Raw genomic sequence first — 25,497 nt, forward strand, 5'->3', positions numbered from 1 at the left:
GCAGTGCGGCAAGCCGGATCCGGGCCCGGCACCTATACTCGGGCCGCAACGCGGTGCGCGCCGCCCGTCCGGCCGCCGTCTGCACGGCCAGACAGACCGACCGGCACAGCGACGCACCCGCAACACACACAGCACAACGCACACGGACAGCGGCCGACGTGACAGCTTTTCCTGCGGGCATCGATGCGAGCCCGACCTACATTCCGCCGCGCCCGCAGGCGCTGTCGCCCATCATTTCGCTGTTCCGGCTGATCGCGCAGGGCGATGGCGACCTGCTGAGCCTGCTGCCGGCCGACGCCTACCGCGTGCCGGTCGGCCACCTGGGCTATTCGCGGCGGCAGATACTGATCGTCAATGATCCGCAGCTCTATCGCAGCATCCTGACCGATCCGACCGACATCTATCCGAAGAATGACCTGATGGTGGGCGCGCTCGAACCGCTGGTCGGCAACTCGATCTTCGTGTCGTCCGGCGACACCTGGCGCAAGCAGCGCCGCATGATCGATCCGGCCTTTTCGCACATGCGGCTCGGCCAGGCCTTCCCGTCGATGGCGGCCGGCGTCGATGCGTATGAGGACAAGCTGCGCGAGCAGGCACTGACCGGTGAAGCCTTCTCGCTCGATCTGGCGATGAGCCACCTGACGGCCGACATCATCTGCCGCACGGTGTTTTCGACTTCGTTCGACACGAAGGCGTCGCGCGAGGTGTTCGACGCGTTCACGCTGTTCGAGCGCAGCGTGGCCCAGGTCGAGTGGAAGCGGCTCATTTTCGATCCGGCGTGGAAACGCGTCGATCAGCGCCCGGACGTCGCAGCCGCCTGCCACATCATCCGCGAGCGGCTGGGTGAGCTGGTCGATACCCATCTGACCGGGCCGATCACGCGCTGGAACGACATCGCCGCCGAAATGGTGAATGCCGAAGATCCTGAAACCGGCGACCGTTTCGACCGCAAGGAGCTGATCGACCAGCTGGGGGTCATGTTCCTCGCCGGCCACGAAACCACGGCCAGCGTGCTGACCTGGGTGTTCTTCATCCTGAGTTCGCAGCACGACACGGTGGCGCGCATGCGCGCCGAGGTGGATGCGGTGGTGGGCGAGGGCGACATCGGCTTCGAGCACATCCGCCGGCTCACCTTCACGCGCAACGTGTTCCGCGAAACCATGCGGCTGTACCCGCCGATCACCTTCATTCCGCGCGTGGCGGCCGAGGCGACGCAGATCGGCAAATACCGGGTGAAGCGGGGCGCGATGATCATGATTTCGCCGTGGACCATCCACCGCAACGAAAATTACTGGCGCAACGCCCACCACTTCGATCCCGACCGCTTCAGCACCGAACGCGAGCACGAACTGGTGCCCGGCGCCTATCTGCCATTCGGGCTCGGACCGCGCGTGTGCGTCGGCGCCGCCTTCGCGACCACCGAAGCGACGCTGATCCTGGCGCGCCTGGTACGCCATTTCGATTTCAGCGCGCTCGACGCCGATGCGGTGCGACCGGTGGCGCGCCTGACGACGCGGCCGAAGCACCAGATCATGTGCCGCGTGCGTCTGCGCGAGCGGGCCGGCGCATGAAACCGGTCGTGCTGATCACGCTCGGCCGCCTGCCCAAGGGGCTGGATCTGGCACGCAGCTTTCACCGGCTGGGCTGGCGCGTCATCGTGGCCGAACCGTTCAGATGGCATCTGAGCGCAATGTCGAATGCGGTGGCGCGGCGCTACACGGTCACCGCGCCGGCGCTCAGTCGCGAGTGCTATCTGGACGAGTTGCGCGACATCGTGCTCAAGGAAGGCGTCGACCTGGTGGTGCCGGTGTCGGAAGAAATCATGCACGCCAGCCATCTGGCCGGTCGGCTGCCGGTCGGTGTGCAGCTGTATGCCATGCCGCCCGAGGTGCTGATGCCGCTGCACGACAAGCTGCAGTTCATCGGCCGCTGCCGCGATTACGGGGTGGCCGCGCCGGCCACCTGCGCGCTGGGCACGCCGGGCGCTGTCGATCTGGCGCAGGCGGGCGACCACATCGTGAAGCCGGTCTATTCCTGCTCCGGTCGCGGCGTGCTGTTCCGCCGGCAGGGCGAGGCGCTGCCCGAGGTCACGCCGGGTCAGCCGGCCATCGTGCAGCGCTGGGTCAAGGGCACTGTGCTGAGCACCTTTTCGATCGCTGCCGCCGGCCATCCGCTGGTGACCGTGGTGTATCGCGGCGCGGTCATGTCGGGCACCGTGTCCGTGTGCTTCGAACGCGTCACCGAAGCCGACCCGCAGCACCGGCCGGTCATCGACTGGGTCAGCAGGTTCATCGCCGCAGCGGGCTTCACCGGCTTCATTTCCTTTGATCTGGTGGTGGATGCCGACGGCCAGGCGCACGGCATCGAGTGCAATCCGCGCGCCACCAGCGGCCTGCATTTCGTCGATCCGGACGATCTGGCGCGCGCCGTGGTGGCGCCGGACGGGGTGTTGGCAGGGACGCAGCCGGTTCGTTTCCGCCGGCAGGTGCTGATGCAGCAGTTCTACCCCTGCCTGACCGAAGTGCAGAAGTCGATGTTCAGCCCGAAGGCCTTCGGGCCGGACTTCAGGCGCAACCTGTCGCGCTTCCTGCGCGCGCGCGACGTGACCTGGCGCTGGCGCGATCCGCTGCCCTTCATCACGATGCCGCTGACCGCGTCGCAGATCATCTGGCTGTCGATCCGCAGCCGTGCGACCTTCGGCGAAGTCGCCACGCTCGACGTCGGGCTGTACGCGCCGGACGAGACGACGGCGACATCCGGAACCCTGCCGGACACGACCGCAGGGACCGCCCCGGGATCCTCATCCGGCCCCACTTCGCCTTCCGCAGTGTCCTGAGTGCGCTGGACAGCCCTCAGGTGTCACTCTAAAGTGACACGCCGCGACGCAGGCGCGTCAATCAATCCGGGTGCGCGCAGCGCGCGGCCCTGACCCGAGGTTTGTCGATGTCACAACCCTTCCCGTTCTCGGCCATAGTCGGCCAGGACGAAATGAAACTGGCCATCCTGGTCGCCACCGTCGATGCGTCCATCGGCGGCGTGCTGGTATTCGGCGACCGCGGTACCGGCAAGTCGACCGCGGTGCGCGCGCTGGCGGCACTGCTGCCGAAGATGCGCGCGGTCATCGGCTGCCCCTATCAGTGCGACCCGGCCGACGGTGCGCCGTGCTGTGCGCAGTGCGCGGCTGGCAAGGGCACGCTGAAGAGCCACCTCGTGCCGGTGCCGGTGGTCGACATGCCGCTCGGTGCGACCGAAGACCGGGTGGTCGGTGCGCTCGATCTCGAACGCGCGCTGACGCGCGGTGAAAAGGCTTTCGAGCCCGGCCTGCTGGCGCGTGCCAACCGCGGCTTCCTGTACATCGACGAGGTCAACCTGCTTGAAGACCACCTCGTCGACCTGCTGATCGACGTTGCCGCGTCAGGCGAAAACCTGGTCGAGCGCGAAGGTCTGAGCGTGCGTCATCCGGCGCGCTTCGTCATCGTCGGCAGCGGCAATCCGGAAGAGGGCGAATTGCGTCCGCAACTGCTCGACCGCTTCGGCCTGTCGGTCGAAGTGACGACGCCGACCGACCTGCCGACCCGGGTCGAGGTGGTGCGTCGGCGCGATGCGTACGAGCGTGACCGCGATGCGTTCGTCGCGCACTGGAAGAAGCACGACGACAAGCTGCGCAAGAAGATCGTCGCGGCGCGCGAACACCTGCCCAACGTGAAGGTGCCCGACGGTGTGGTCGAGCAGGCGGCCCGCCTGTGCATGGCACTCGGTACCGACGGCCTGCGCGGCGAACTGACGCTGATCCGTGCCGCCCGCGCGCTGGCCGCTTTCGAGGGTGACGACGCGGTGAACGACGCCCATCTGCGCCGCATCGCGCCACCCGCGCTGCGCCACCGCCTGCGCCGTGATCCGCTGGACGATGCCGGTTCCGGCGCGCGTGTCGATCGCGCGGTGGAAGATCTGTTTGGAAAATAGCGCCACCGCCGGCGCCGAGCAGGCAACGGTCGTCGATGACCCCTGGTTGCGCGCCGCGCTGGCCTGTGCGCTGTGCGCGGTCGATCCCGTCGGCACCGGCGGCGTGCGCCTGCACGCCCAGGCCGGACCGGTGCGCGACGCCTGGCTCGCGCAGTTGCGCGACATGCTGCCGCCCGGCACGCCGATGCGCCGCGTGCCGTTCAATGTCACCGACGGCCGCCTGCTCGGTGGGCTTGACCTGACCGCGACGTTGCGCGCCGGCCGCCCGGTGGCCGAGCGCGGCCTGCTGGTCGAGGCGCATGGCGGTTTCGTGCTGCTGGCGATGGCGGAACGCCTGCCGCCCGGCACGGCCGCCCGCGTCACCGCGGTGATGGACGCCGGCGAAGTGGCGCTGGCCCGTGATGGCATTGCGCTGACCAGCGCGGCGGCGTTTGCGGTGGTCGCGCTCGACGAAGGGCTGGAGGACGAGCCGCTGTCGACGGCGCTGTGCGACCGCCTGGCCTTCCACCTCGATCTGGACGGTTTGCGCGCGCAGACCTGCACCCCGTTGCCGGTGAGCGCCGCCGACATCGATCGGGCGCGTGCCCGTCTGCCGGTGATCGTCGTGCCGCCCGGCGCCATCGAGGCGCTGGCGGCGACGGCGCTTGCGCTCGGCGTTTCATCGATGCGCGCACTGCTGCAGTCGGTCCGGGTGGCGCGCGCCGCGGCGGCGCTCGACGCTCGCGATGCGGTGGCCGAAGACGACGTGACGCTGGCCGCCCAGCTCGTTCTGGCACCGCGTGCCACGCAGTTTCCGACCACCGAAACGCCGCCCGAGCAGGCCGATGCCCCGCCGCCGGAGCCGGAGGACACGCCGCCCGAAGACACGCCGCCGCCCGAACCCGAGGCCGGGCAGGACGCGTCGGACAGCGACGCGCAGCCACCGGACGACCGGCCGCTGGACGATGTGGTGCTGCAAGCCGCACAGGCGGCGATTCCCCCCGGCTTGCTGGCGCGTCTGCAGGCGGCGGCCGGGCGTCTGCCGCGTGCGCGCAGCGCCGGACGGGCCGGTGCGTTGCGCGCCGGCGGCCTGCGCGGCCGGCCGGCCGGCATCCGCCGCGGCACACCCGGCAACGGTGCGCGCTTGAACCTGATCGAAACGCTGCGCGCGGCTGCGCCCTGGCAGCCGCTGCGCCGCGCCGCCCGCGCGTCTGCGCCGTCGAACTGCCTGATCGATGTACGGCCGGATGACTTCCGCATCACCCGCTTCGCACAGCGCTCGGAAACCACGACGATCTTCCTGGTCGACGCTTCCGGTTCGTCGGCGCTGAACCGGCTGGCCGAAGCCAAGGGGGCGGTCGAACTGCTGCTGGCGGACTGCTATGTGCGGCGCGACCGCGTGGCGTTGATCGCCTTCCGGGGCACCGGCGCCGAGGTGCTGCTGCCGCCAACCCGTTCGCTGGTGCGTGCCAAGCGCAGTCTGGCCGGTCTGCCCGGCGGTGGCGGCACGCCGCTGGCCGCCGGCATCGATGCCGGCTGGCTGCTGGCCGACGCGGTGCAGCGTCGTGGCGACACGCCGACGCTGGTGCTGCTGACCGATGGTCGTGCCAATGTGGCGCGCGACGGCGCCGGCGGCCGCGCCCGCGCCGAGGAGGATGCGCGCTCGGCTGCGCGCCGGGTCCGCGCGAGCGCCTTTCGCGCGCTGTTCATCGACACGTCGCCGCGGCCGCAGCCTGCCGCGCGCGAACTGGCGGTCGACATGGCGGCGATGTACATGCCGCTGTCGGCGGCCGACGCGGTCAGCATTTCGAGGATCGTCCGCGCGATCGCCTGAGCGGGCAACCGGGCGCTACACCCGAACGCGCTCGCCCGTGCTGATCGGTGTCAATCTGGCGAGAAATTTATTGTCAATTTAAATTGACATACCTATACTCGACCCACAATGCTGCCCCTCACCGCCCTGTCAGGATGCGCCCCTTCGCACGACGTTCGCCATTGCCTGTGCCGCTGCATATCGCAGCCGTCGCAGCGTGCGATCTCCGCGACACCGGCGATGCCTTGCAGTGCGCCGCCGCGTGACCTGCATGGCTGAACCAACGCACGCAGAGGACATGCGGGCCTGTCGCGCATTGCTGCGCAACGGCTCGAAATCCTTTTTCGCGGCTTCGCTGCTGCTGCCGCGCGCCGTGCGCGAGCCGGCCTGCTCGCTGTATGCCTTCTGTCGCATCGCCGACGATCTGGTGGATGACAGCCAGGCCGACGAGAACGCGGTCGCGCACCTGCGCTGGAGGGTCGAACAGGCCTGCGCCGGACATCCGCATCCTGAACCGGCCGACCGCACGCTGGCGCGTGTCGTGGCCCGCTTCAACATTCCTGCATCGCTGCTGCTGGCGCTGATCGAAGGCTTCGAGTGGGACGCGCGCGGCCGTCAGTACATGACGCAGTCCGAACTGTTCGAGTACTGCGCCCGCGTCGCCGGCACGGTCGGCGCGATGATGGCGCTGCTGATGGGCGTGCGCGACCGTGAAATCGCGGCGCGCGCCTGCGATCTGGGTCTGGCGATGCAGCTCACCAACATCGCGCGTGATGTCGGCGAGGACGCCCGGCGCGGCCGGCTCTACCTGCCGCATGACTGGATGGTCGAAGCGGGGCTCGATCCGGCGGGCTGGCTGGCCGAACCGGTGTTCGACGACCGGCTCGCACAGGTCGTGCGCCGCCTGCTGCAGTGTGCCGACCTGCTGTATGCGCGTGCCGCGCCCGGCATCGAAAAGCTGCCGTCGGGCTGCCGACCGGGCATCCGTGCGGCGCGCAGCGTCTATGCCGAAATCGGCCGCGGTGTCGAACGCCGCGGCTACGACTCCGTGTCGACGCGCAGCATCGTGTCGTCGTGGCGCAAGAGCGTGCTGCTGGCCGAAGCGCTCAGCGGCGCGCCGACCCTGTCCGCCACGGCGCATTACCACGTGCTCGATGAGGTGTCCGCGCTGGCTGACGCGGTGGCCGCTGCGCCGACCGTCGACATGTCGGCACTGATCGGCATTCCGCAGCGCACGCCGCAGCAGCGCATCGAGTGGCTGATCGACCTGTTCGAGCGGCTCGAACGCGAAGAACGCGATCGCGGTACCCAGGGTACGCCCGGCTGAATTCCAGCTGAAAGATACAGCCGCCCGCTTGCCACGCTCGCGCGCTGCCGGACACCCTGTCGGCCCTGCCCTTCATGCTTCACCACGCGCCGACCCAGCGAGGGTCTCAGGTCATCGGCGGTGCGCAGCGTCGCCGCTTCCATCCGCTTCGAAGATGTGCCGCGCGGCGAGCGCGGGCGCTTCTTCGTGCGCCAGATGACCCAGACCGTCCAGTTCCACCAGACGCGAGCCCGGCACCATGCGGTGCACCCGGCGCGATTCTTCCGGCGACACGGTTTCGTCGCCCTTGCCGATCACCAGCGTCAGTGGTGCGCGCAGCGACGGCAGGTCGCGCACCAGTGGTGCCACATCCCAGTTCGCCATCATGGCCAGTGCGCCGGCGACATGGGCGGGTGTGCTGACCAGCTTGTGATACAGCGCCACGCCGGCCGGGTCGAGCGCCGAGCCGGTGCTGCGGATCAGGCGCTCGACCGCGTCGCGCTGCGTGGCACGCCAGGCGAATGCCTGCGGCGCGAAGGGCAGGGCGGACAGCAGACGTGCCGCCGGCGGGAACAGCAGCCCGGCCAGCCCGGGCAGCGGCAGCATCGCGCCATTGAGGCTGACCAGCGTGTGTGCCGGCAGCAGCCCGTCGATATTCATACGCAGCATGATGGCCGCGCCGGCCGAATGCCCGGCGACCACCTGTGGCTCCACTTTCAACGCCGCCAGCAGACCGCCGAGCGCGCGCGATATGCCCTGCAGCGTCAGGCGGTGCGACGCAGGCGTGCCGCTGAAACCGTGTCCGGGCAGATCGGGCGCGACCACGGTGTAGCGTGTCGCCAGTTCGGGCAGCAGCGCACGCCACGAATGCGTGGCCGCGCCGGTGCCGTGCAGCAGCAACAGGACCGGTCCGTCGCCGGCCACCTGCACATGCCAGCGCAGCCCGCCCGCCTCGACGAAGCGGCTGGCTGCGCGGTTCGGCCAGTTGCCGCCGTCGCGTGTCCAGTCGAGGGCCTTCATGACGTCGCGGCGGCAGAACCTGTGCCGTGGGGCGGGGTCAGCACCACCGGAAGAGGTACCGCAAGTGAGTGGCCGAAGGAGGGCAGGACATGAGTTCCACGATGCTGAAACTGATCGAAGCGTTGCTGGTGATCGGTGGCGTGCTCGGATTCGCCGTGTATCAACTGGTGTCGGTGCGACGCCAGATCAAGGCGGACCGCGCGCGGGCCGATGCGACCGACGAGGACAACGGCGCCGCGCACTGAGCTTACAGCGCCGCCCGCACCCGCGTGCCGCTGCGACGCGGCATGCGGAAGGGCAGCAGGGTCTGCACCCAGCGGCTGCGGAAGCGGTCGAGGTCCAGACTTTCATGCATGCTGCCGACCGATTCGCCGAGCAGCTGCGTGCGCACCATCGACCGGGCGTAGAACGGTGTGTCTTCCAGCGTTTGCGCCTGCGGCGACGCATGCTCGCTGCGCGTGGCCCGGTCGACGCGCCACATCGTGGTCGGCAGCGTCTGTTCGGGCGGCGGGTCGAAGGTGCTGAAGCCGCCGTCGGCATCGAAGCGCAGCGCGAGCGACGCGCTCGACGCATCGCGTCGTGTCACGTCATAGAGCACGGCCGTGTCGCCGCCGTGCAGACTGGCGCGCGACCAGTGCCAGCGTACGAAGGCTTCTTCGAGCGATGTTTCCCCGGCGTTGCTGTCGAGGTAGCCATCACCCTGCCAGTTCAGCGAGGGCTGATCGAGCTGCACGCTGACCCGTGCGCAGGGCGCGATCGGCGACCACAGATGCCGCCCTCCGGCATCGAGCGCAAAGGCGGTGCGCGACAGCACCGGTGACTGCACGCGAACCTGTCCGCGCAGGCGTTGCGGCAGCGGCGTGGTCACTTCATCGAGATCGATCACCAGCGCGTCACCGTCCCAGTGCAGGCGACTCGGGCCGATGGCCAGTTCATGGGCCGAACGGCGCAGCGCGCCGACGCCGCGTTCGGTCATCGCCCAGCGCCGGCAGTCGCCGTACAGCGCGACATTGACCGAACAGAAATCCTGCGGATCGGCCCGGCCCGGTGCGCGCCGCCGCGCCGCGGCGTAGTACGGCGAAAACACGCTGCCGATGAAGGCGATGATGGTCAGGCCGTAGCGGCCGTCGTCACTCATCGCATCGACATACCACCACTGATAGCCGCCCGGCGGCACGCGGGCCGAGAAGTCGCGCGCGTTCATCGCCGGGCTGTCGTGGCGCAGGCGCACGGGCCTGTTGCGCACCGGCAGCGCTCCGCATCCTGCCCGTTCCGAACCTTGTCATGCGCGCTCACGGAGGCTCCTGTAAATCGTGATTGACGTTGCGGTGTGTAATGTCTACATTACATGACACTACTACGCGACAAGCAAGCTTGACAGTCGCGACGACAACAACAGGAGACGGACATGGACGGCATGAAGCGTATCGAGCAGGCCCTGAGTGCTGCAGTCGAACAATCGCTGGAAGCCGCACTGTCGCATGCCGACGGTCCGACCTGCCCGCCGCTGCTGGCATCGGCGATCCGTTATGCCGTGTTTCCGGGGGGCGCGCGCATCCGCCCGCGTCTGTGTCTTGCCGCCGCCTGCGCCTGCGGCGAAGACGACACCTCGGTGGCAGACCACGCTGCTGCTGCCATCGAACTGCTGCACTGCGCTTCGCTGGTGCATGACGATCTGCCCTGCTTCGATGATGCACCGATGCGCCGCGGCAAACCTTCGGTGCACAGCGCCTACGGCGAACGCATCGCAGTGCTGGCCGGCGATGCGCTGATCGTGCTCGCCTTCCAGACCCTGGCGCGTGGAGGTGCGAATGCGCCCTACCGCCTGGTGCCGCTGCTGTCCATCATCGGCCGCGGGGTCGGCGTGCCGTCGGGCATCGTGGCCGGTCAGGCCTGGGAATGCGAGTCGGACGTCAATCTGCGCGAATACCAGCAGGCCAAGACCGGTTCGCTGTTTGCGTCGGCCACGATGGCCGGTGCCGCGGCTGCCGGCGCGGATCCTGGCCCCTGGCGTGCGCTCGGCGACTGCATGGGTGAGGCCTTCCAGGTCGCCGACGACATCCTCGACGCGGCGTCCGATGCGTCCAAGATCGGCAAGCCGGTCGGTCGCGACGTGGCGCTCGGTCGTCCGAGCGCGGTGCGCGAACTGGGCCTGCACGGTGCGATCCGTCGCCTCAACCTGCTGGTGGCCGAAGCCATCGATTCGGTACCGGTGTGTTCGGGTGCCGACGGTCTGCGCGCCGTCATCGCGATGGAAGCCTCGCGGCTGATCCCGCGCGAACTCGCCGACAGCGTTCTCTGAAGCCGGGTTTGCCCGCTTCCTGACCGCGCACAGACGAAATGAGTACCCCGTTCAGCATGGATTCGTCGGCCTTCGACGGCGATCGCAAGCCCGGTTTCGCCGATCGTCTGCGTGACGCCGCCGATCGCCTGCTGAGCAGCCCGCGTTTTCATCACTGGGCGTCCGCGTTCCCGCTGACCCGCTGGAAAGCGCGGCGCGAGGCGCGCGCGCTGTTCGATCTGTGTGGCGGCTTCGTCTATTCGCAGATCCTGCTGGCCTGCGTGCGGGTAGACCTGTTCCGGCTGCTGGCCGGCGGTCCATTGGCGGCACATCGGATTGCAACGCGCATCGGCATGTCGGACGAAGCGGCCACCCGTCTGCTCGACGCGGCGGTCGCGTTGCGCCTGGTGGCCCGTCGTTCCGGCGGCCGGTACGGTCTGGGCATGCTGGGCACGGCGATGGTCGCCAACCCGGGCATCGCGGCGATGGTGGAACATCACGGCCGCATCTATCGTGATTTCGAGGACCCGCTGGCGCTGCTGCGCGGCCTGTCGCAGCGCACCGCGCTGTCGCAATACTGGCCGTATGCCGGCAACGAACAGGCGTCTGCATTGGAAGGCGAACGCATCCGCGACTACACCGCGCTGATGGCGGCATCGCAGCCGATGGTGGCGTCCGAGGTGCTCGACGCCTATCCGGTCGGCATGCATCGCTGCCTGCTCGACATCGGCGGTGGCGACGGCAGCTTCCTCGCCGCGGCGGCGCAGCGCGCGCCCGACCTGAAACTTCAGCTGTTCGATCTGCCGGCGGTCGCTGAGCGCGCACGCATGCGTTTCGATGCGGCCGGTCTTGCCGCGCGTGCCACGGCCTTCGGCGGCTCTTTCCAGTCGGGCGAACTGCCGACCGGTGCCGACCTGGTGTCGCTGGTGCGCGTGCTGCACGACCACGACGACGAAGATGTCATGGCGCTGCTGCGCGCCGTCCATCGTGCGCTGCCGGACGACGGCGTTCTGCTGATTGCCGAACAGATGTCCGGAGTGCGCGGCGCCGAGCCGGTGGGCGATGCCTACTTCGGCTTCTACCTGATGGCGATGGGCCGCGGGCGTCCGCGCTCCGAAGCCCGCCTGACCGAAATGCTGCGTGCCGCCGGCTTCTGCCAGATCGGCCTGATTCCGACCCGTATTCCTTTGCAGACGTGCGTGCTGGTCGCGCGTCCGAAACATTTACAGACATAAATGTAATGATTAGTTGACACTAATCAGAGTAAGCCTAGAATGACACTCAAGGTGACAAGCCGTCGCGACACATGAACGACGGGGTCCTCAACGCGGAGGCGCGATGAACAGTATTGCCGTAGTACTGAAGCAGCCGGAGCAGTTGGAGCTGAGCCAGCTCGAACTGACGCCGGCAGGCGATGCCGACGTCGTGGTCGACGTCGAGTGGAGCGGCATCAGTACCGGCACCGAGCGCCTGCTGTGGTCCGGCCGCATGCCGCCGTTCCCCGGCATGGGTTATCCGCTGGTGCCGGGCTACGAATCGGTAGGGCGCGTCAGCGCCGCCGGTGCCACGTCCGGTCTGAATGTCGGTGATCACGTATTCGTGCCCGGCGCACGCTGCTTCGGCGAAGTGCGCGGCCTGTTCGGCGGTGCGGCATCCCGCCTGGTGGTGCCGGCTGCCCGCACCGTCACGCTGGACGACAGCTTCGGCGAACGCGGCATCCTGCTGGCGCTTGCAGCAACCGGGCAGCATGCGATCGCCGATGGCGATCACCTGCCCGACCTGATCATCGGCCACGGCGTGCTCGGTCGCATGATCGCCCGCCTGACCGTTGCCGCCGGGGGCGACCCGGTTGTGTGGGAACGCAATCCGGCGCGTGCCGACGGCGCAGAAGGCTATCGCGTCATCGACCCCGCCACCGACGAGCGCCGCAATTACCGCTGCATCTGTGATGTCAGCGGCGACGGCAGCCTGCTCGATGCACTCATTGCCCGGCTGGCCCCGCACGGAGAGATTGTGCTGGCCGGTTTTTACGAAGACGCGCTGTCCTTCAACTTCCCGCCGGCCTTCATGCGTGAAGCCCGCCTGCGCATCGCCGCGCAGTGGCAGGAAAGCGATCTGGTGACGGTGCGCGACATGGCTGCAGCCGGACGGCTGTCGCTTGAAGGACTGATTACCCACCGGAAGATTGCGACCGATGCGGATGCGGCTTACCGCACGGCGTTCTCCGATCCGGCCTGCCTGAAAATGATTCTCGACTGGAGATCCCTGTCATGAGCGACGCCTGCGGAACATCGTCCGGCACTTCGCCGATCAAGTTCGACTTGAACAAGGTGCTGCGCGCCGAAGCCGCCATCGATCCGGATCCGGTCCCGACCGGTGAAGCGACGAAGACGACGCAGATCATCGCGATCTACGGCAAGGGCGGCATCGGCAAGAGCTTCACGCTCGCCAACCTCAGCTACATGATGGCGCAGCAGGGCAAGAAGGTATTGCTGATCGGCTGCGACCCGAAGAGCGACACCACCAGCCTGCTGTTCGGTGGCAAGGCCTGCCCGACCATCATCGAAACGAGCAGCAAGAAGAAGCTCGCGGGTGAGGAAGTCAAGATCGGCGATGTCTGCTTCATCCGCGATGGCGTGTTCGCCATGGAACTGGGCGGACCGGAAGTCGGTCGCGGGTGCGGCGGTCGCGGCATCATCCACGGCTTCGAAACGCTCGAAAAGCTGGGCTTCCACGACTGGGGCTTCGACTACGTGCTGCTCGACTTCCTGGGCGACGTGGTGTGCGGCGGCTTCGGTCTGCCGATCGCCCGCGACATGTGCCAGAAGGTCATCGTTGTCGCCAGCAACGACCTGCAGAGCCTGTACGTCGCCAATAACGTGTGCAGTGCGGTTGAATACTTCCGCAAGCTCGGTGGCAACGTCGGTGTGGCCGGCGTGGTGATCAACCGCGACGACGGCACCGGCGAGGCGGCGCAGTTCGCCGAAGCGGCCGGCATTCCGGTGCTGGCGACGATTCCCGCCAACGACGACATCCGCCGCAAGAGCGCCAGCTACGAAATCATCGGTCGGCCTGGCTCGCAGTGGGCGCCACTGTTTGAGGAACTGGCGATGAATGTGGCGGAAGCGCCGCCGGTACGGCCGAAACCGATGACGCAGGATGGCCTGCTGGGCCTGTTTGCTGCCGATGTCACGGGGCGTGACTACGTCATGACGCCGGCCACCGTGGCCGACATGCTGGGCAAGGATGAAGTGATCAAGCCCACGCTCGAAGTGGTGTACGACACCGTTTGAGGTGGCCACCATGTCCAACATACCCGACATCAAGGTCATCAACGCCGACGCGCTGAAAAGCGACGGTCTGGGTTGTCATGCCGGCCGCGACCAGCTGGAGGGCGCCGCCCGCGCCGCCGGCAAGAGCGGTGTACTGGATCAGTACGCACTGGATTATCCGAAGGGTCCGCACGATCAGCCACAGTCGATGTGTCCGGCCTTCGGCTCGCTGCGTGTCGGCCTGCGCATGCGCCGCACCGCGACCGTGCTGTCGGGTTCGGCCTGCTGCGTCTATGGACTGACTTTCACTTCGCACTTCTACGGTGCGCGTCGCAGCGTGGGTTACGTGCCGTTCAACAGCGAATCGCTGGTGACCGGCAAGCTGTTCGAAGATATCCGCGAAGCGGTGTTCAAGCTCGCGGATCCGGCGCAGTACGACGCAGTGGTCATCATCAATCTGTGCGTGCCGACCGCCAGTGGTGTGCCGCTGCAGCTGCTGCCCAAGGACATCAACGGCGTGCGCATCATCGGCATCGACGTGCCGGGTTTCGGCGTGCCGACGCACGCCGAGGCAAAGGACGTACTGGCCGGCGCGATGCTGCGATACGCACGCACCGAAGCCGAGCAGGGCCCGGTGCAGGCGCCGCGCAACGGTATCAGCGACAAGCCTACGGTTGCCCTGGTGGGCGAAATGTTTCCGGTGGATCCGGTCGGCATCGGTGCGATGCTGGAACCCCTTGGCCTGGCGGCTGGTCCGGTGGTCCCGACGCGTGAGTGGCGCGAGCTGTACGCAGCCCTCGATTGCGCCGTGGTGGCGGGGATCCATCCTTTCTACACCGCGAGTTTCCGTGAATTCGAAACCGCAGGGCGCGCCATCGTCGGTTCGGCGCCGGTCGGACATGACGGCACCGATGCCTGGCTGCAGGCCATCGGCAACGCGTGCAATGTCGGACAGGCGCAGATCGATGCGGCCAGAAACCGCTTCCTGCCGGCCATCCGTGGCGCGCTGTCGGCCAATCCGATCAAGGGTCGCATCACGTTGAGCGGCTATGAAGGGTCCGAACTGCTGGTCGCCCGCCTGCTGGTCGAAAGCGGCGCCGATCTGCGCTACGTCGGCACGGCCTGCCCGCAGACGGTGCACAGCGCGGCCGACCTCGACTGGCTAAACGCGCACGGCGTCCATGTGCAGTACCGCGCGTCGCTCGAGCAGGATCTGGCCGCGATGCATGAATTCAAGCCCGACCTGGCGATCGGCACGACGCCCATCGTGCAGGCGGCGAAGGAAGCCCGCATTCCGGGGCTGTACTTCACGAACCTGATTTCCGCCCGCCCGCTGATGGGACCGGCCGGTGCCGGCTCGCTGGCGACGGTGGTCAACACCGCCATCGCCAACAAGGCGCGCTTCGACACCATGAGCGACTTCTTCGAAGGTGTCGGCACCGGGCACACCGCCGGTGTCTGGCAGGAATCGCCAAAGGACCATCCCGAGTTCCGCACCGCCTACAAGGCGAAAATGGCCAAGCTGGCCAAGGCGCGCAGCGTAGAGGAGGCCATATGAGCCCCCACGCCAAACATCGGCTGCCCCACGAGGGGGCGGTCGCCCTCCTTCGGACGGCCGGGCGGAGGACGACATGCTAGTCCTCGATCACGATCGCGCAGGCGGCTACTGGGGTGCGGTGTATGTGTTCACCGCCGTCAAGGGACTGCAGGTGGTCATTGATGGTCCGGTCGGTTGCGAAAACCTGCCGGTCACTTCGGTGCTGCACTACACCGACGGCCTGCCTCCGCATGAACTGCCCATCGTGGTGACCGGACTGGCCGAAGAACAGCTCGGGCGCGAAGGCACCGAAGGCGCGATGAAGCGCGCTCACGCAGTGCTCGATCCCGATATGCCGGCCGTGGTGGTCACCGGTTCCATCGCCGAAATGATCGGCGGCGGTGTGACGCCCGAAGGCACGAACATCCAGCGATTCCTGCCGCGCACCATCGACGAGGACCAGTGGCAGTGCGCGAATCGCGCCATCAACTGGCTCTGGACACAGTACGGCACGAAGAAGATTCCGGAGCGCAAGCCGCGCGCCGAAGGCGAAAAGCCGCGGGTGAACATCATCGGGCCGATCTACGGCACCTTCAACACGCCGAGTGATCTGGCCGAAATCCGCCGCCTGGTCGAAGGCATCGGCTGCGAAATCAATATGGTGTTCCCGCTCGGGAGTCACCTGGCCGACGTACCGAAGCTGGTCAATGCCGACGTCAATGTCTGCATGTACCGGGAGTTCGGTCGCCTGCTGTGCGAAACGCTGGAACGTCCCTACCTGCAGGCGCCGATCGGCCTGCACAGCACCACGCTTTTCCTGCGCAAGCTGGGCGAACTGACCGGTGTCGATCCGGAGCCGTTCATCGAGCGCGAAAAGCACACCACGATCAAGCCGATCTGGGACCTGTGGCGCTCGGTCACCCAGGATTTCTTCGGCACCGCCAGCTTCGCCGTGGTCGCCAACGAAACCTACGCGCGCGGCCTGCGCCACTTCCTCGAGGAAGACATGGGCCTGCCGTGCAACTTCTCGGTGTCGCGCTGCCCGGGGCAGAAGACCGACAACGCGGATGTGCGTCGTCTGGTGCGCGAGAAGACGCCGCTGGTGATGTTCGGCAGTTACAACGAACGCATGTACATGGCCGAATGCGGCGCCCGTGCGAGCTATATCCCGTCGTCCTTCCCGGGCGCCATCATCCGCCGCCACACGGGCACGCCCTTCATGGGCTACGCCGGTGCGACGTATGTGGTGCAGGAGGTGTGCAACGCGCTGTTCGACGCGCTGTTCCACATCCTGCCGCTGGCCACCGACATGGACCGGGTGGATCCGACACCGGCGCGCATCTCGCGTGCCGATACGCGTCCGTGGGACGACGAGGCGCAGCGCCTGCTCGACCAGTACGTGAATGAAAAGCCCTTCTTGGTCCGCATCTCGGCAGCCAAGCGCCTGCGCGACCGGGCGGAAGAAGATGCCCGCCGCGCAGATGAAGCGCGCATCACGGCGGAACGGGTAATGAATGCGCGCCTTGCGCTCGAGCCGACATGAGTCCGGCCGGCCGCGAAGGCGCAGTGACAGAACACGAAAATGCGTCCGGTCTGACCGGAACACGATCTTCCGGGGTGCGGCATGCCCCGAAAGTCCCAGCTGCGCGGGGTTTGCGCGGTGGTAATACGGCCGAAAGGCCCATCAGGAGGTAAATGTTATGGCTGATGCCAATAGCGGATCCCTGTCAGGACTGACAGCTTCCGAGGCGCGTGAATTCCACGCCATTTTCATGACGAGTTTCATCGTTTTTCTCGTCGTCGCAATCGTTGCGCACATTCTTGTCTGGAACTGGCGTCCGTGGCTGCCGGGTTCGGAAGGTTATGCGTCACTGATTGAAGGCGTCCGGGCAGCGACGTACTCAGTCATTCCTTACATCTATCAGGCATAGGAGCAAAAATATGTGGCGTATATGGATGTTGTTCGATCCGCGCAGATCACTGGTAGCTCTGTTTACCTTTCTGTTTGTGCTCGCGATCGTGATTCATTTCATTCTTCTCAGTACCGATCGCTTCAACTGGATCGAAGGACCGAGCAAGAAGCCGATGGCTGCGGCAAGTGTCGCAATGCCGGCACCGGTTGCACTGAATCAGGTGCAGTAAAGAGGAAGGCGCAAGTCTGGCGAGGACCGGGCCTGCCCGGCCTCGCTTGTTGCGAAGCCAAGTTTGAAAAGTGGAGGCCCGAAGGCTTCCCAAAAGGGGGTTGGCATGTCCATGCTCAGTTTTGAAAGAAAGTACCGCGTCCGCGGTGGCACGCTGATAGGCGGAGACCTGTTCGATTTCTGGGTAGGCCCCTTCTACGTAGGCTTCTTCGGCGTCACCACGATGTTCTTTGCCCTTGTGGGCACGCTGCTGATTATCTGGGGCGCCTCGCAGGGGACGACCTGGAATCTGTGGCAAATCAATATCGCTCCGCCTGATCTGAGTTACGGGCTGGGTATGGCGCCGCTGATGGAAGGCGGGCTATGGCAGTTGATTACGGTGTGCGCAGTCGGTTCCTTCGTATCGTGGGCGCTGCGTGAAGTTGAAATTTGTCGCAAGCTCGGTATCGGTTATCACGTGCCCGTTGCATTCGGTTTCGCGATTCTGGCTTACGTCACCCTGGTCGTGTTCCGGCCCATCCTGATGGGCGCCTGGGGCCACGGATTTCCGTACGGCATCATGAGTCACCTGGACTGGGTTTCGAATACCGGTTACCAGTATCTGCACTTCCATTACAACCCGGCGCACATGCTGGCGGTGAGCTTCTTCTTTGCCACCACCCTCGCACTGTCGCTGCACGGCGCGCTCATCCTGTCCTCGACCAATCCTGCGAAGGGTGAAGTGGTCAAGACGCCGGATCATGAAAACACCTTCTTCCGCGATGCGATCGGCTACTCGATCGGTACGCTCGGTGTGCACCGTCTCGGGCTGTTCCTTGCGCTGTCGGCAGTCTTCTGGAGCGCCGTGTGCATCATCATCAGCGGGCCGTTCTGGACACGCGGATGGCCCGAATGGTGGAGCTGGTGGCTCAACCTCCCCGTGTGGCGCTAACAGAAGAAAGAGAGGGTAGAGTCATGGCGGAATACCAGAATATTTTCACCCAGGTCCAGGTACATGGACCCGCCTTTCCGGGCGTCTCGATCGGTCGTGACGACCGTGAGCGGATGGGTAAACCCATCGATGTGCACCTGTTCGGCAGGTTGGGTGATGCGCAACTCGGCCCGATCTATCTGGGCTGGCTGGGCATCGCATCAATCGTCTGTTTCCTGGTCGCGTTCGAAATCATCGGCCTCAATATGCTGGCGTCGGTGAACTGGAGTCCGATCGAGTTCGTGCGGCAGCTGTTCTGGCTGGGGCTTGAGCCGCCGCCGCCGGAATATGGATTGAAGTTGCCGCCGCTCAATCAGGGTGGCTGGTGGCTGATGGCCGGCTTCTTCCTGACGCTGTCGATCATGCTGTGGTGGCTGCGCATGTACCGCCGCGCAAAGGCCCTCGGCATGGGGACGCACGTTGCCTGGGCCTTCGCCGCGGCGATCTGGCTTTACCTCGTGCTGGGCTTCATCCGTCCGCTGCTGATGGGTTCCTGGTCGGAGGCGGTTCCGTTCGGCATCTTCCCGCACCTGGACTGGACGGCCGCGTTCTCGATCCGCTACGGCAACCTGTTCTACAACCCGTTCCACATGCTGTCGATCGCCTTCCTCTACGGATCGGCGCTGCTGTTTGCCATGCACGGTGCAACCATCCTTGCGGTCAGCCGCTTCGGTGGCGAACGGGAAATCGAACAGATCGTCGATCGCGGCACGGCATCCGAGCGTGCAGCACTGTTCTGGCGCTGGACGATGGGCTTCAATGCGTCGATGGAATCCATCCACCGCTGGGCCTGGTGGTTCGCAGTGCTGTGCCCGCTGACCGGCGGCATCGGCATCCTGCTCACCGGCACCGTGGTCGACAACTGGTATCTGTGGGCGGTCAAGCACCACGTCGCACCGATGTACCCGGCGGTATTCGGCACGATTGTCGATCCCGCAACGCTGCAAGGAGCGCAACAATGATGAAGTCCTATACAGTCATCCGGGTCGCACTGTTGCTGGCGGCCGGCGTGCTGGCGTCGGCGTGCGAAAAGCCGCCGATCACCACCGAGCAGCATGGCTTCCGCGGCACGGCGATGGTCAAGGTCGCCAACCCGCGCATCGTCGCCGAGCAGGCAGGCATCCATGCCGTACCGACGGCGCTCCCTGCAGCACCGCAGGAGGGGCAGAAGGCCTCCGAGGTGTATCAGAACGTCAAGGTGCTGGGCGACGTCAGCGTGGCGGAATTCACCCGCATCATGGTTGCGATGACGCAGTGGGTTTCGCCGGAGCAGGGTTGCGGCTACTGCCACAACCTGCAGAATCTGGCCGATGACTCGCTCTACACCAAGGTCGTGGCGCGGCGCATGATCCAGATGACGCAGACCATCAACAGCGACTACAAGACCCACGTCGCCGATACCGGCGTCACCTGCTACACCTGCCACCGCGGCATGCCGGTGCCGGCGAATGTGTGGTTCGCACCGGAGCCGCAGAAGCACGCGACGCGCATGGTCGGCAGCAAGGGCGGGCAGAACACGCCGGCCGAGTCGGTGGCCTATGCATCGCTGCCCTACGATCCTTTCACTCCGTACCTGAGCAAGGCCAACACGATCGCCGTGAATGCGAAGACCGCGTTGCCGAACGTCAGGGTGGGATCGATCCAGGCGACCGAAGACACCTACGCGTTGATGATGCACATGTCGGATGGTCTCGGCGTGAATTGCACCTACTGCCACAACACGCGTGCCTTCTCGTCGTGGGAAACCAGCACGCCGCAGCGCGTGACGGCCTGGCACGGCATCCGGATGTCGCGTGAGCTGAACAATACCTATATGGATCCGCTGGCGCAGACCTTCCCGGTCCATCGTCTCGGCGCCCTGGGTGATGTGGCCAAGGTGAATTGCGCGACCTGCCATCAAGGTGCCTACAAGCCGCTGTACGGTGCTTCGATGCTGAAGGACTACATGGCGCTCAGCGCAGCAGGCGCGATGGCCGCGATTCCGGCGGCTGCTGCACCGGAAGCGCCTGCGTCCGAGGCGCCGGCCGAGCCGGCCGTCGAGATGCCGGCAGAGGCCGCGAAGCCGTAAGTTCGGCCGCCGGCTCCGTGCCGGCGGCAGGCAAAGATCGTCCGGCCGCTCCTGCATCACCCCCGCCGTGCCAGACGGCGTTTGCGGGGGCGGATCCGGACCCTCGCACGACCCTTCGGGCCCCTCGGGGCCCGAAGCCGTTCACGCGCAGGTGTCGCGATTTTGTCCGCGTGGGGTGTTGCGCTGCAGCGTCTGCCGCGGACCGGCGTGATCCGTGCGGGGGTTCGCGGCAGACCGCGAACCTGAGAGAATCCGTGGTCGTGGAGCATGGCCGGGATGCAACCTTTCCGCTCCGTGATCCCACTAAATCATGGCCTCGCCAGTGCCCGCAGCGCTGCGGCCAGAGCCCCTATCCGAAAACAGAAGGATCCATCGATGAACCATACTTTGAGCTGTCTGGCCGCCGCAATCGCGATCGGTACGGCACTCCCCGCTTCGGCGCAGGAAGCGGCCGCGACGACCCCTGCGTTCACCGACAAGGTTGCCAGGGTCAACGGCGTGCAGATTCCGTCGGAACTTGGCAATGTATTCATCAAGGAACAGGTGGCTCAGGGCGCGCTCGACAGCCCGGACCTGCGTTCGCGCGTGCGCGATCATCTGGTGCGTCGCGAGGTGCTGCTGCAGGCGGCTCGCGAGGGCAAGGTGGACAAGGATCCTGCGCTGCTGCAGCGCATCGAGTACGCGCGCGACGAGATGGTGATCAACGCCTACCTCGACGGCTGGTCGAAGGATCATCCAGTCACTGACGCACAGATCACGGCCGAATACGACCGCGCCGCGGCCAAGATGGGTACCGGTACAGAATACAAGGCGCGGCACATCCTGGTTGATCAGGAAGGCGCGGCAAAATCCATCATCGATAACCTGAACAGCGGCATCGACTTCGGTACGCTGGTCGTGTATTCGAAGGACACCGGCAGCCAGGAACGGGGCGGCGATCTCGGCTGGGCCGATCCGGCGACCTACGTCAAGGAATTCAGCGACGCGATGACCAAGCTGGAAAAGGGCAAGTACACGACCGAGCCGGTGAAGACGCAGTATGGCTATCACGTCATCCTGCTCGACGACGTGCGCAAGAAGGGCCCGCCGCCGCTCGAACAGGTGAAGGAGCGCATGGTCCAGCACCTGCAGCAGCAGGCCGTGCAGGAGCACGTCACCACCTTGCTGGGCAAGGCAAAGGTCGAGTAAGGAACCGGACGCACCGGTCGAGCCGTGCCCGACCGGTTGCCCGCAGGCGGATCAGGGTTTGGCGGCGTCTGCGGTGACGATGCGGTGCGCGTGTACCGCCTTAGAACAATCATGAACCCGCATCACGGCCGGAGCGGGTTTCATTTCGCGAGATTTCAGGCCCCATTTCCACAGTGCATTGAACGGCAGCGGCAGCACCATGAACCAGTGCTCGATCACCGCCAGTCCGGACATCGTGGCCAGCAGCGTGAAACAGACGGTTGTCGCCTCGCTGTTTCCGGCCGCGCCGATCTGCTGGACCAGCAGCACGGTCACGATGGTTCCGCCCGTGACCGAGAAGGGAAACAGCAGGTTCATGCGCCGGCGCCGGAAGAAGCTCTTCAGATAGGTCAGGTGCGGCGGCAGGAACTCCTCGCTGAAATTCCGCACGCCGAAGTGGAGGTTCAGCTTGGCGCTGAGCCGCATCCCCCACAGCAGCATGAAGGTCCAGGTGCCGGTCTGGTTCGGATCGCCCCAGGTGATCGCGGCGATGGCGATGGCGGCAACCAGTATCGACAGTTCGTGATGGATGATCGCTTCCGTTGCGTGCCAGAAATGTGCCGGTCCGCCGCAGCCTTCCGGGCATCCCTGCTTGCGCGGGCCGGTGATGAACCCCATCAGGAAGGTCATTTCCAGCCAGCCCCACACGATGAGCGCACTGGTGAAGCTGCAGTACGTCATCGCGACCGACGTGCCGGCCGCGCTGTGGTTCAGCGCGAACAGTGCGGCCACCATCAGCACGCTGGCCGCCAGCAGACTGTGGCGGAAGGTGCGTCGCGGCAGACCGTCCAGATAGAGGATGGCGCCGGTGGCAAACCACCACAGGCCGAGTGCGAACAGCGCCGGCGTCATCCAGTCGCTCATTGGCATCACCAGGCCGGTTGCATGCGCACGGACTGGGGAATGTCGTTGCGCTTGACCGGATGCAGGTAGAGCCGGGCAAAGGTGCCGAAAGCCGCCACCGCGCAGGCCCCGCGCTTGACCAGTCCGATGACGCCGCCCTGTGCCTTGGCGCGCTCGTTCGCCTGGGCCAGCGCGAACAGGCGCTCGAAACCGGCGCGGAACACCGCGCTGTCGGTATCCAGCGTCAGCGGATAGACCTGCTTGGAAATCTCCGACGTGATGCGGAAAACTTCGTAATCGTAGTTGTCGGCATCCAGACCCATGGCCTGATGCAGTTGCGGACGCATGTGATCGCGCACGTACATCGTGGCATACACGGCGAGCAGGAAGAACCTGACCCACAGCAGATTGCCGCCGCGCAGCAGGTGCGGATTGGCGCGCATGATCAGCGCAAACGATTCGCCATGGCGGAATTCGTCGTTGCACCAGCGCTCGAACCACCGGAAGATCGGGTGGAAGCGCAGCTCCGGGTGACGCTCCAGCTGGCGGTAGATCGTGATGTAGCGGGCATAGCCGATCTTCTCCGACAGGTAGGTCGCGTAGAAGATGTATTTCGGTTTGAAGTAGGTGTACTTCTTCGTGCGCTTCAGGCCGCCCAGATCGACGCCCAGCCCGTAATCCTTCAGCGACATGTTCAGGAAGTTGGCGTGCCGTGCTTCGTCGCGCGCCATGTACGACATCAATTCCTTGATGTCCGGATTGTCGACGTTCTTCTTGATCTCGTTGTACAGCACGCAGCCGGAAAACTCCGACGTGATCGAGCTGATCAGGAAGTCCATGAATTCCTGATGCAGTTCAGGCGGCAGCTGCTTGATCTGATCGCCGAAGTCTTCGGTACGCTGGAAATGGTCGTGATTGTTGTCGCCTTCGTACTCGGCCATCATCACATCCCATTCCGCACGCACGCCGCTGACGTCGATGCGGTTCATCGCATCGAAATCGGTGGTGTAGAAGCGCGGGCTGAGCATGGTGCTCACACGCGCCTTGGCGGTGGATTCCTCGGAAACGGCGGCCGGGGCGGCGGACGGGGTGGCGGTGGTCATTGCAGAGCTCCTGATGCGTGCATGTCTGGCGACCGGGCAACGTCGAGCAGCTTGACGAAGGCGCCGGCATTGGTCGGGCCGAAGGAATCGAGGTCGACGCGGCGGTTGGTGGCGGGGTCGATCAGGGTCAGTCGGCCATCGGCGCGCCCGACCAGCTGGAAGGCCACATCCGCACCGATGCCCTGACGCTTGCGCTCGCGGGCGAGCCCGCGCAGCGTGCCGCGGATGAAGCCCTGTTCGCCGACGATGGATTCGAGTTCGGCGCCGCTTCGGGCGTCGATGACGGCGATGCTGCCGTCGGCCCTGTCCTCGAAACGCAGATCGCGTGTTGCAACGGCGGCGGCATCGGGCACGCTGATGTTCACGCCTGACAGCCGTACCGTGGTGACTGCGAGCAGCACGACCAGCAGCATGGCGCCGATGGCAATGAGCGGGCCGCGTGACAGCGGGTGATGCGAGACAACTTGGGCTTCCATGATCCTGACCTCAGTCGATCGCGAGTTGCGGGGTGCCGTTCAGGCTGCGGGCGGGCTGCGCAGCTTCGCCGTTCGCGCCACGTACGGACGATGCGGCCGCTGCAGCTTCTTCGCCCGCGGCCGCCGTCCAGGCGGTCTGCAGGATCTGTGCCACATGGGCAGCATCGGGCACGCAGCACAGCATGGGTTCCGGCTTCGTCACGCGCCACGGGCGGGCATGCGGCCACAGGTGCAGCACCGCGATGCGTTCGCTGCCGCCCAGCGTCAGCGGAATGTTGCCGTGACCATCCTTGTGCAGCTTGAGCCCGGCCGATTCGATGCGCCGCAGCGGCAGGTTGAACGTGAGGCTCAGCACGATGCCCACGCGCATCACGACGCGCTTGTCGGTGATCGTATAGACCGTGGTGCGCGCCGACAGCCAGGCCAGCAGGGCCAGCGAGCCGAGGGCGAACACCACCAGCGGCAGCAGCATGACGACCGCCGTCAGCGCATCGCCGATACTGCCTTCACCGGACAGGATGAAACCGGCGCGCAGGATCAGGATGGCGGTGAAGTAGCCGGTGAGCGCCGGCAGATGGAAGCGCTCGCGTGCCATGCGCTTCCAGTCCGGCGCGCCCTGCCACAGCACGCGTTCATCCTGCGGCAGCCGTTCCGGCAGCCCGAGCTGCGGCTCGAACTCGTGTTCGTGCCCGGTGTTGGGCACGGCCTTGAGCGTGCTCACAGCCAGGGCTCCTTGCGGCTGGCTTCGGCGTACAGCGTGCCGCCGCCGTAGTAGGCCATGACCTTTTCTTCCTCAAGGAAGGTGATCTGATCGGCCGATGCAAGACTCGGTACGCTCGAGAACTGGTGACCCAGGATGGACGCCACCTTGACCTGGCGGGCGCCGATGCGGCTGAAGTTCATCGGCAGCATCACGCGGCGCGTGCCACCCCCGACCGGCACGTCAAGTTCGAGGTAGCGGAACATCGCTTCCGAACGGTCAACCCACAGGTCGCGCACCACGCCACCCACCTTGCCGTCGGCACCGACCACCGGGAGGCCGCGCGGATCGGTGTCCTGATGCGCGACGCCGTAGGCCGTGTCGGCACGCAGCGGCACGATGCGCAGGCGACCGTCGTAGGTCACGTCCGGAATGTCGGCCCGGTCTGCATACGCACCCGGTCCGACCCCATCGAGCATCGGATTGCCCGTCGGATTCAGCGGCGCACCCGGGAACTTGGCACTCGGCACCGCCTTCAGCGTCTGCGGTGACACGGCGAAGTTCGGGGCCGTCACGGTGCGGCCATCCTGCAGCTTGTAGGTCTTCGGATCCGGAATGGCCGGGAAGCCCTGGACCTTGATGTTGCCCGAACGATCGGACTCCAGCGGGTAGCCTTCCCGCTTGCTCTCCTGGTGCAGGTAATAGATCAGGCCCGCGAAAAAGGCCCAGAACACGTAGAGCGTGATCTGCGCGACGTCGATGTATGCAGTGATGGCACCAGTACCCATTTTGATCTCC

At 66.1% G+C, this 25,497-nt stretch carries 25 protein-coding genes; 18 read left to right on the top strand and 7 right to left on the bottom strand.

Annotation, left to right across the window (positions count from 1 at the left end; translation table 11 throughout):
• Positions 1 to 158: 158 nt before the first annotated feature.
• The 5 genes from ACTIFF_RS00405 to ACTIFF_RS00425 all read left to right on the top strand — a co-directional run bounded on the left by ACTIFF_RS00405 (position 159) and on the right by ACTIFF_RS00425 (position 7,082).
• Positions 159 to 1,571, top strand: coding sequence for a cytochrome P450 (locus ACTIFF_RS00405; RefSeq protein WP_439535040.1), 1,413 nt, complete (start codon positions 159 to 161; stop codon positions 1,569 to 1,571).
• Positions 1,568 to 2,836 (top strand): ATP-grasp domain-containing protein, encoded by a 1,269-nt coding sequence (locus ACTIFF_RS00410; protein ID WP_439535041.1) that lies wholly within the window; start codon positions 1,568 to 1,570, stop codon positions 2,834 to 2,836. Before ACTIFF_RS00405 ends, ACTIFF_RS00410 begins: the two co-directional genes overlap by 4 nt.
• A gap of 107 nt (positions 2,837 to 2,943) precedes the next feature.
• Positions 2,944 to 3,963 carry a magnesium chelatase ATPase subunit I gene (gene bchI, locus ACTIFF_RS00415; RefSeq protein WP_439535042.1) on the top strand — a complete coding sequence of 340 codons (1,020 nt, stop codon included), beginning with the start codon at positions 2,944 to 2,946 and terminating at the stop codon, positions 3,961 to 3,963.
• Positions 3,953 to 5,776 (top strand): magnesium chelatase subunit D, encoded by a 1,824-nt coding sequence (locus tag ACTIFF_RS00420; RefSeq protein ID WP_439535043.1) that lies wholly within the window; start codon positions 3,953 to 3,955, stop codon positions 5,774 to 5,776. Before bchI ends, ACTIFF_RS00420 begins: the two co-directional genes overlap by 11 nt.
• A gap of 250 nt (positions 5,777 to 6,026) precedes the next feature.
• On the top strand, positions 6,027 to 7,082 hold the full coding sequence (locus ACTIFF_RS00425; protein ID WP_439535044.1) for a phytoene/squalene synthase family protein: 1,056 nt from the start codon (positions 6,027 to 6,029) through the stop codon (positions 7,080 to 7,082).
• A gap of 111 nt (positions 7,083 to 7,193) precedes the next feature.
• On the opposite strand, the gene bchO is transcribed toward ACTIFF_RS00425, so the two are convergent.
• Positions 7,194 to 8,081 carry an alpha/beta fold hydrolase BchO gene (bchO, locus tag ACTIFF_RS00430; protein ID WP_439535045.1) on the bottom strand — a complete coding sequence of 296 codons (888 nt, stop codon included), beginning with the start codon at positions 8,079 to 8,081 and terminating at the stop codon, positions 7,194 to 7,196.
• A gap of 89 nt (positions 8,082 to 8,170) precedes the next feature.
• On the opposite strand from bchO, the gene ACTIFF_RS00435 reads away from it, so the two are divergent.
• Entirely contained in the window at positions 8,171 to 8,326 is a 156-nt protein-coding gene (locus ACTIFF_RS00435) for a hypothetical protein (RefSeq protein ID WP_439535046.1), read from the top strand.
• 2 nt (positions 8,327 to 8,328) lie between these two features.
• On the opposite strand, the gene ACTIFF_RS00440 is transcribed toward ACTIFF_RS00435, so the two are convergent.
• A complete protein-coding gene (locus tag ACTIFF_RS00440) occupies positions 8,329 to 9,327 on the bottom strand; it encodes a carotenoid 1,2-hydratase (protein ID WP_439535047.1) in 999 nt (332 codons plus the stop codon).
• 162 nt (positions 9,328 to 9,489) lie between these two features.
• Between ACTIFF_RS00440 and ACTIFF_RS00445 the strand changes: the two genes are divergently transcribed.
• The 12 genes from ACTIFF_RS00445 (at position 9,490) to ACTIFF_RS00500 (ending at position 21,538) form a co-directional block, all read left to right on the top strand.
• A complete protein-coding gene (locus tag ACTIFF_RS00445; protein WP_069039362.1) occupies positions 9,490 to 10,383 on the top strand; it encodes a polyprenyl synthetase family protein in 894 nt (297 codons plus the stop codon).
• Positions 10,384 to 10,421: 38 nt separating this feature from the next.
• Positions 10,422 to 11,597, top strand: a complete 1,176-nt coding sequence (locus tag ACTIFF_RS00450; protein WP_306475518.1) for a methyltransferase — start codon at positions 10,422 to 10,424, stop codon at positions 11,595 to 11,597.
• A 103-nt stretch (positions 11,598 to 11,700) separates the two neighbouring features.
• The gene (gene bchC, locus ACTIFF_RS00455; protein WP_439535048.1) at positions 11,701 to 12,636 is read left to right on the top strand and encodes a chlorophyll synthesis pathway protein BchC; all 936 of its coding nucleotides are present in this window, start codon (positions 11,701 to 11,703) and stop codon (positions 12,634 to 12,636) included.
• On the top strand, positions 12,633 to 13,655 hold the full coding sequence (locus ACTIFF_RS00460) for a chlorophyllide a reductase iron protein subunit X (protein WP_190295015.1): 1,023 nt from the start codon (positions 12,633 to 12,635) through the stop codon (positions 13,653 to 13,655). The genes bchC and ACTIFF_RS00460 overlap by 4 nt, the downstream gene beginning before the upstream one ends.
• 10 nt (positions 13,656 to 13,665) lie before the next feature.
• A complete protein-coding gene (gene bchY / locus ACTIFF_RS00465; RefSeq protein ID WP_439535049.1) occupies positions 13,666 to 15,192 on the top strand; it encodes a chlorophyllide a reductase subunit Y in 1,527 nt (508 codons plus the stop codon).
• Positions 15,193 to 15,265: 73 nt separating this feature from the next.
• Positions 15,266 to 16,714: a chlorophyllide a reductase subunit Z gene (gene bchZ / locus ACTIFF_RS00470; protein WP_439535050.1), complete on the top strand. Its 1,449-nt coding sequence runs from the start codon at positions 15,266 to 15,268 to the stop codon at positions 16,712 to 16,714.
• 157 nt (positions 16,715 to 16,871) lie between these two features.
• On the top strand, positions 16,872 to 17,102 hold the full coding sequence (gene pufB / locus ACTIFF_RS00475) for a light-harvesting antenna LH1, beta subunit (RefSeq protein WP_083224038.1): 231 nt from the start codon (positions 16,872 to 16,874) through the stop codon (positions 17,100 to 17,102).
• A 10-nt stretch (positions 17,103 to 17,112) separates the two neighbouring features.
• A complete protein-coding gene (pufA, locus tag ACTIFF_RS00480) occupies positions 17,113 to 17,313 on the top strand; it encodes a light-harvesting antenna LH1, alpha subunit (protein WP_305632331.1) in 201 nt (66 codons plus the stop codon).
• Between the two features lie 105 nt (positions 17,314 to 17,418).
• Complete coding sequence (gene pufL, locus ACTIFF_RS00485; protein WP_439535051.1) at positions 17,419 to 18,243, top strand: photosynthetic reaction center subunit L; 825 nt, start codon at positions 17,419 to 17,421, stop codon at positions 18,241 to 18,243.
• 23 nt (positions 18,244 to 18,266) lie between these two features.
• Complete coding sequence (gene pufM / locus ACTIFF_RS00490) at positions 18,267 to 19,244, top strand: photosynthetic reaction center subunit M (protein WP_439535052.1); 978 nt, start codon at positions 18,267 to 18,269, stop codon at positions 19,242 to 19,244.
• Positions 19,241 to 20,350 carry a photosynthetic reaction center cytochrome PufC gene (gene pufC / locus ACTIFF_RS00495; protein ID WP_439535053.1) on the top strand — a complete coding sequence of 370 codons (1,110 nt, stop codon included), beginning with the start codon at positions 19,241 to 19,243 and terminating at the stop codon, positions 20,348 to 20,350. The genes pufM and pufC overlap by 4 nt, the downstream gene beginning before the upstream one ends.
• A gap of 375 nt (positions 20,351 to 20,725) precedes the next feature.
• Positions 20,726 to 21,538, top strand: a complete 813-nt coding sequence (locus ACTIFF_RS00500) for a peptidylprolyl isomerase (RefSeq protein ID WP_439535054.1) — start codon at positions 20,726 to 20,728, stop codon at positions 21,536 to 21,538.
• A 51-nt stretch (positions 21,539 to 21,589) separates the two neighbouring features.
• On the opposite strand, the gene puhE is transcribed toward ACTIFF_RS00500, so the two are convergent.
• Genes puhE through puhA form a run of 5 tightly spaced genes read right to left on the bottom strand, consistent with a single transcriptional unit; the run spans position 21,590 to position 25,487 of the window.
• Positions 21,590 to 22,441: a putative photosynthetic complex assembly protein PuhE gene (gene puhE / locus ACTIFF_RS00505; RefSeq protein ID WP_439535055.1), complete on the bottom strand. Its 852-nt coding sequence runs from the start codon at positions 22,439 to 22,441 to the stop codon at positions 21,590 to 21,592.
• Positions 22,442 to 22,446: 5 nt separating this feature from the next.
• The gene (gene acsF, locus ACTIFF_RS00510; protein ID WP_439535056.1) at positions 22,447 to 23,523 is read right to left on the bottom strand and encodes a magnesium-protoporphyrin IX monomethyl ester (oxidative) cyclase; all 1,077 of its coding nucleotides are present in this window, start codon (positions 23,521 to 23,523) and stop codon (positions 22,447 to 22,449) included.
• A complete protein-coding gene (puhC, locus tag ACTIFF_RS00515) occupies positions 23,520 to 23,999 on the bottom strand; it encodes a photosynthetic complex assembly protein PuhC (RefSeq protein WP_439535057.1) in 480 nt (159 codons plus the stop codon). The genes acsF and puhC overlap by 4 nt, the downstream gene beginning before the upstream one ends.
• A 10-nt stretch (positions 24,000 to 24,009) precedes the next feature.
• Positions 24,010 to 24,720 carry a photosynthetic complex putative assembly protein PuhB gene (gene puhB / locus ACTIFF_RS00520; RefSeq protein ID WP_439535058.1) on the bottom strand — a complete coding sequence of 237 codons (711 nt, stop codon included), beginning with the start codon at positions 24,718 to 24,720 and terminating at the stop codon, positions 24,010 to 24,012.
• A complete protein-coding gene (gene puhA / locus ACTIFF_RS00525) occupies positions 24,717 to 25,487 on the bottom strand; it encodes a photosynthetic reaction center subunit H (RefSeq protein WP_439535059.1) in 771 nt (256 codons plus the stop codon). The genes puhB and puhA overlap by 4 nt, the downstream gene beginning before the upstream one ends.
• Positions 25,488 to 25,497: the final 10 nt, after the last annotated feature.

The sequence above is a fragment of the Methyloversatilis sp. genome (assembly GCF_051861465.1).
GTDB lineage: Bacteria > Pseudomonadota > Gammaproteobacteria > Burkholderiales > Rhodocyclaceae > Methyloversatilis.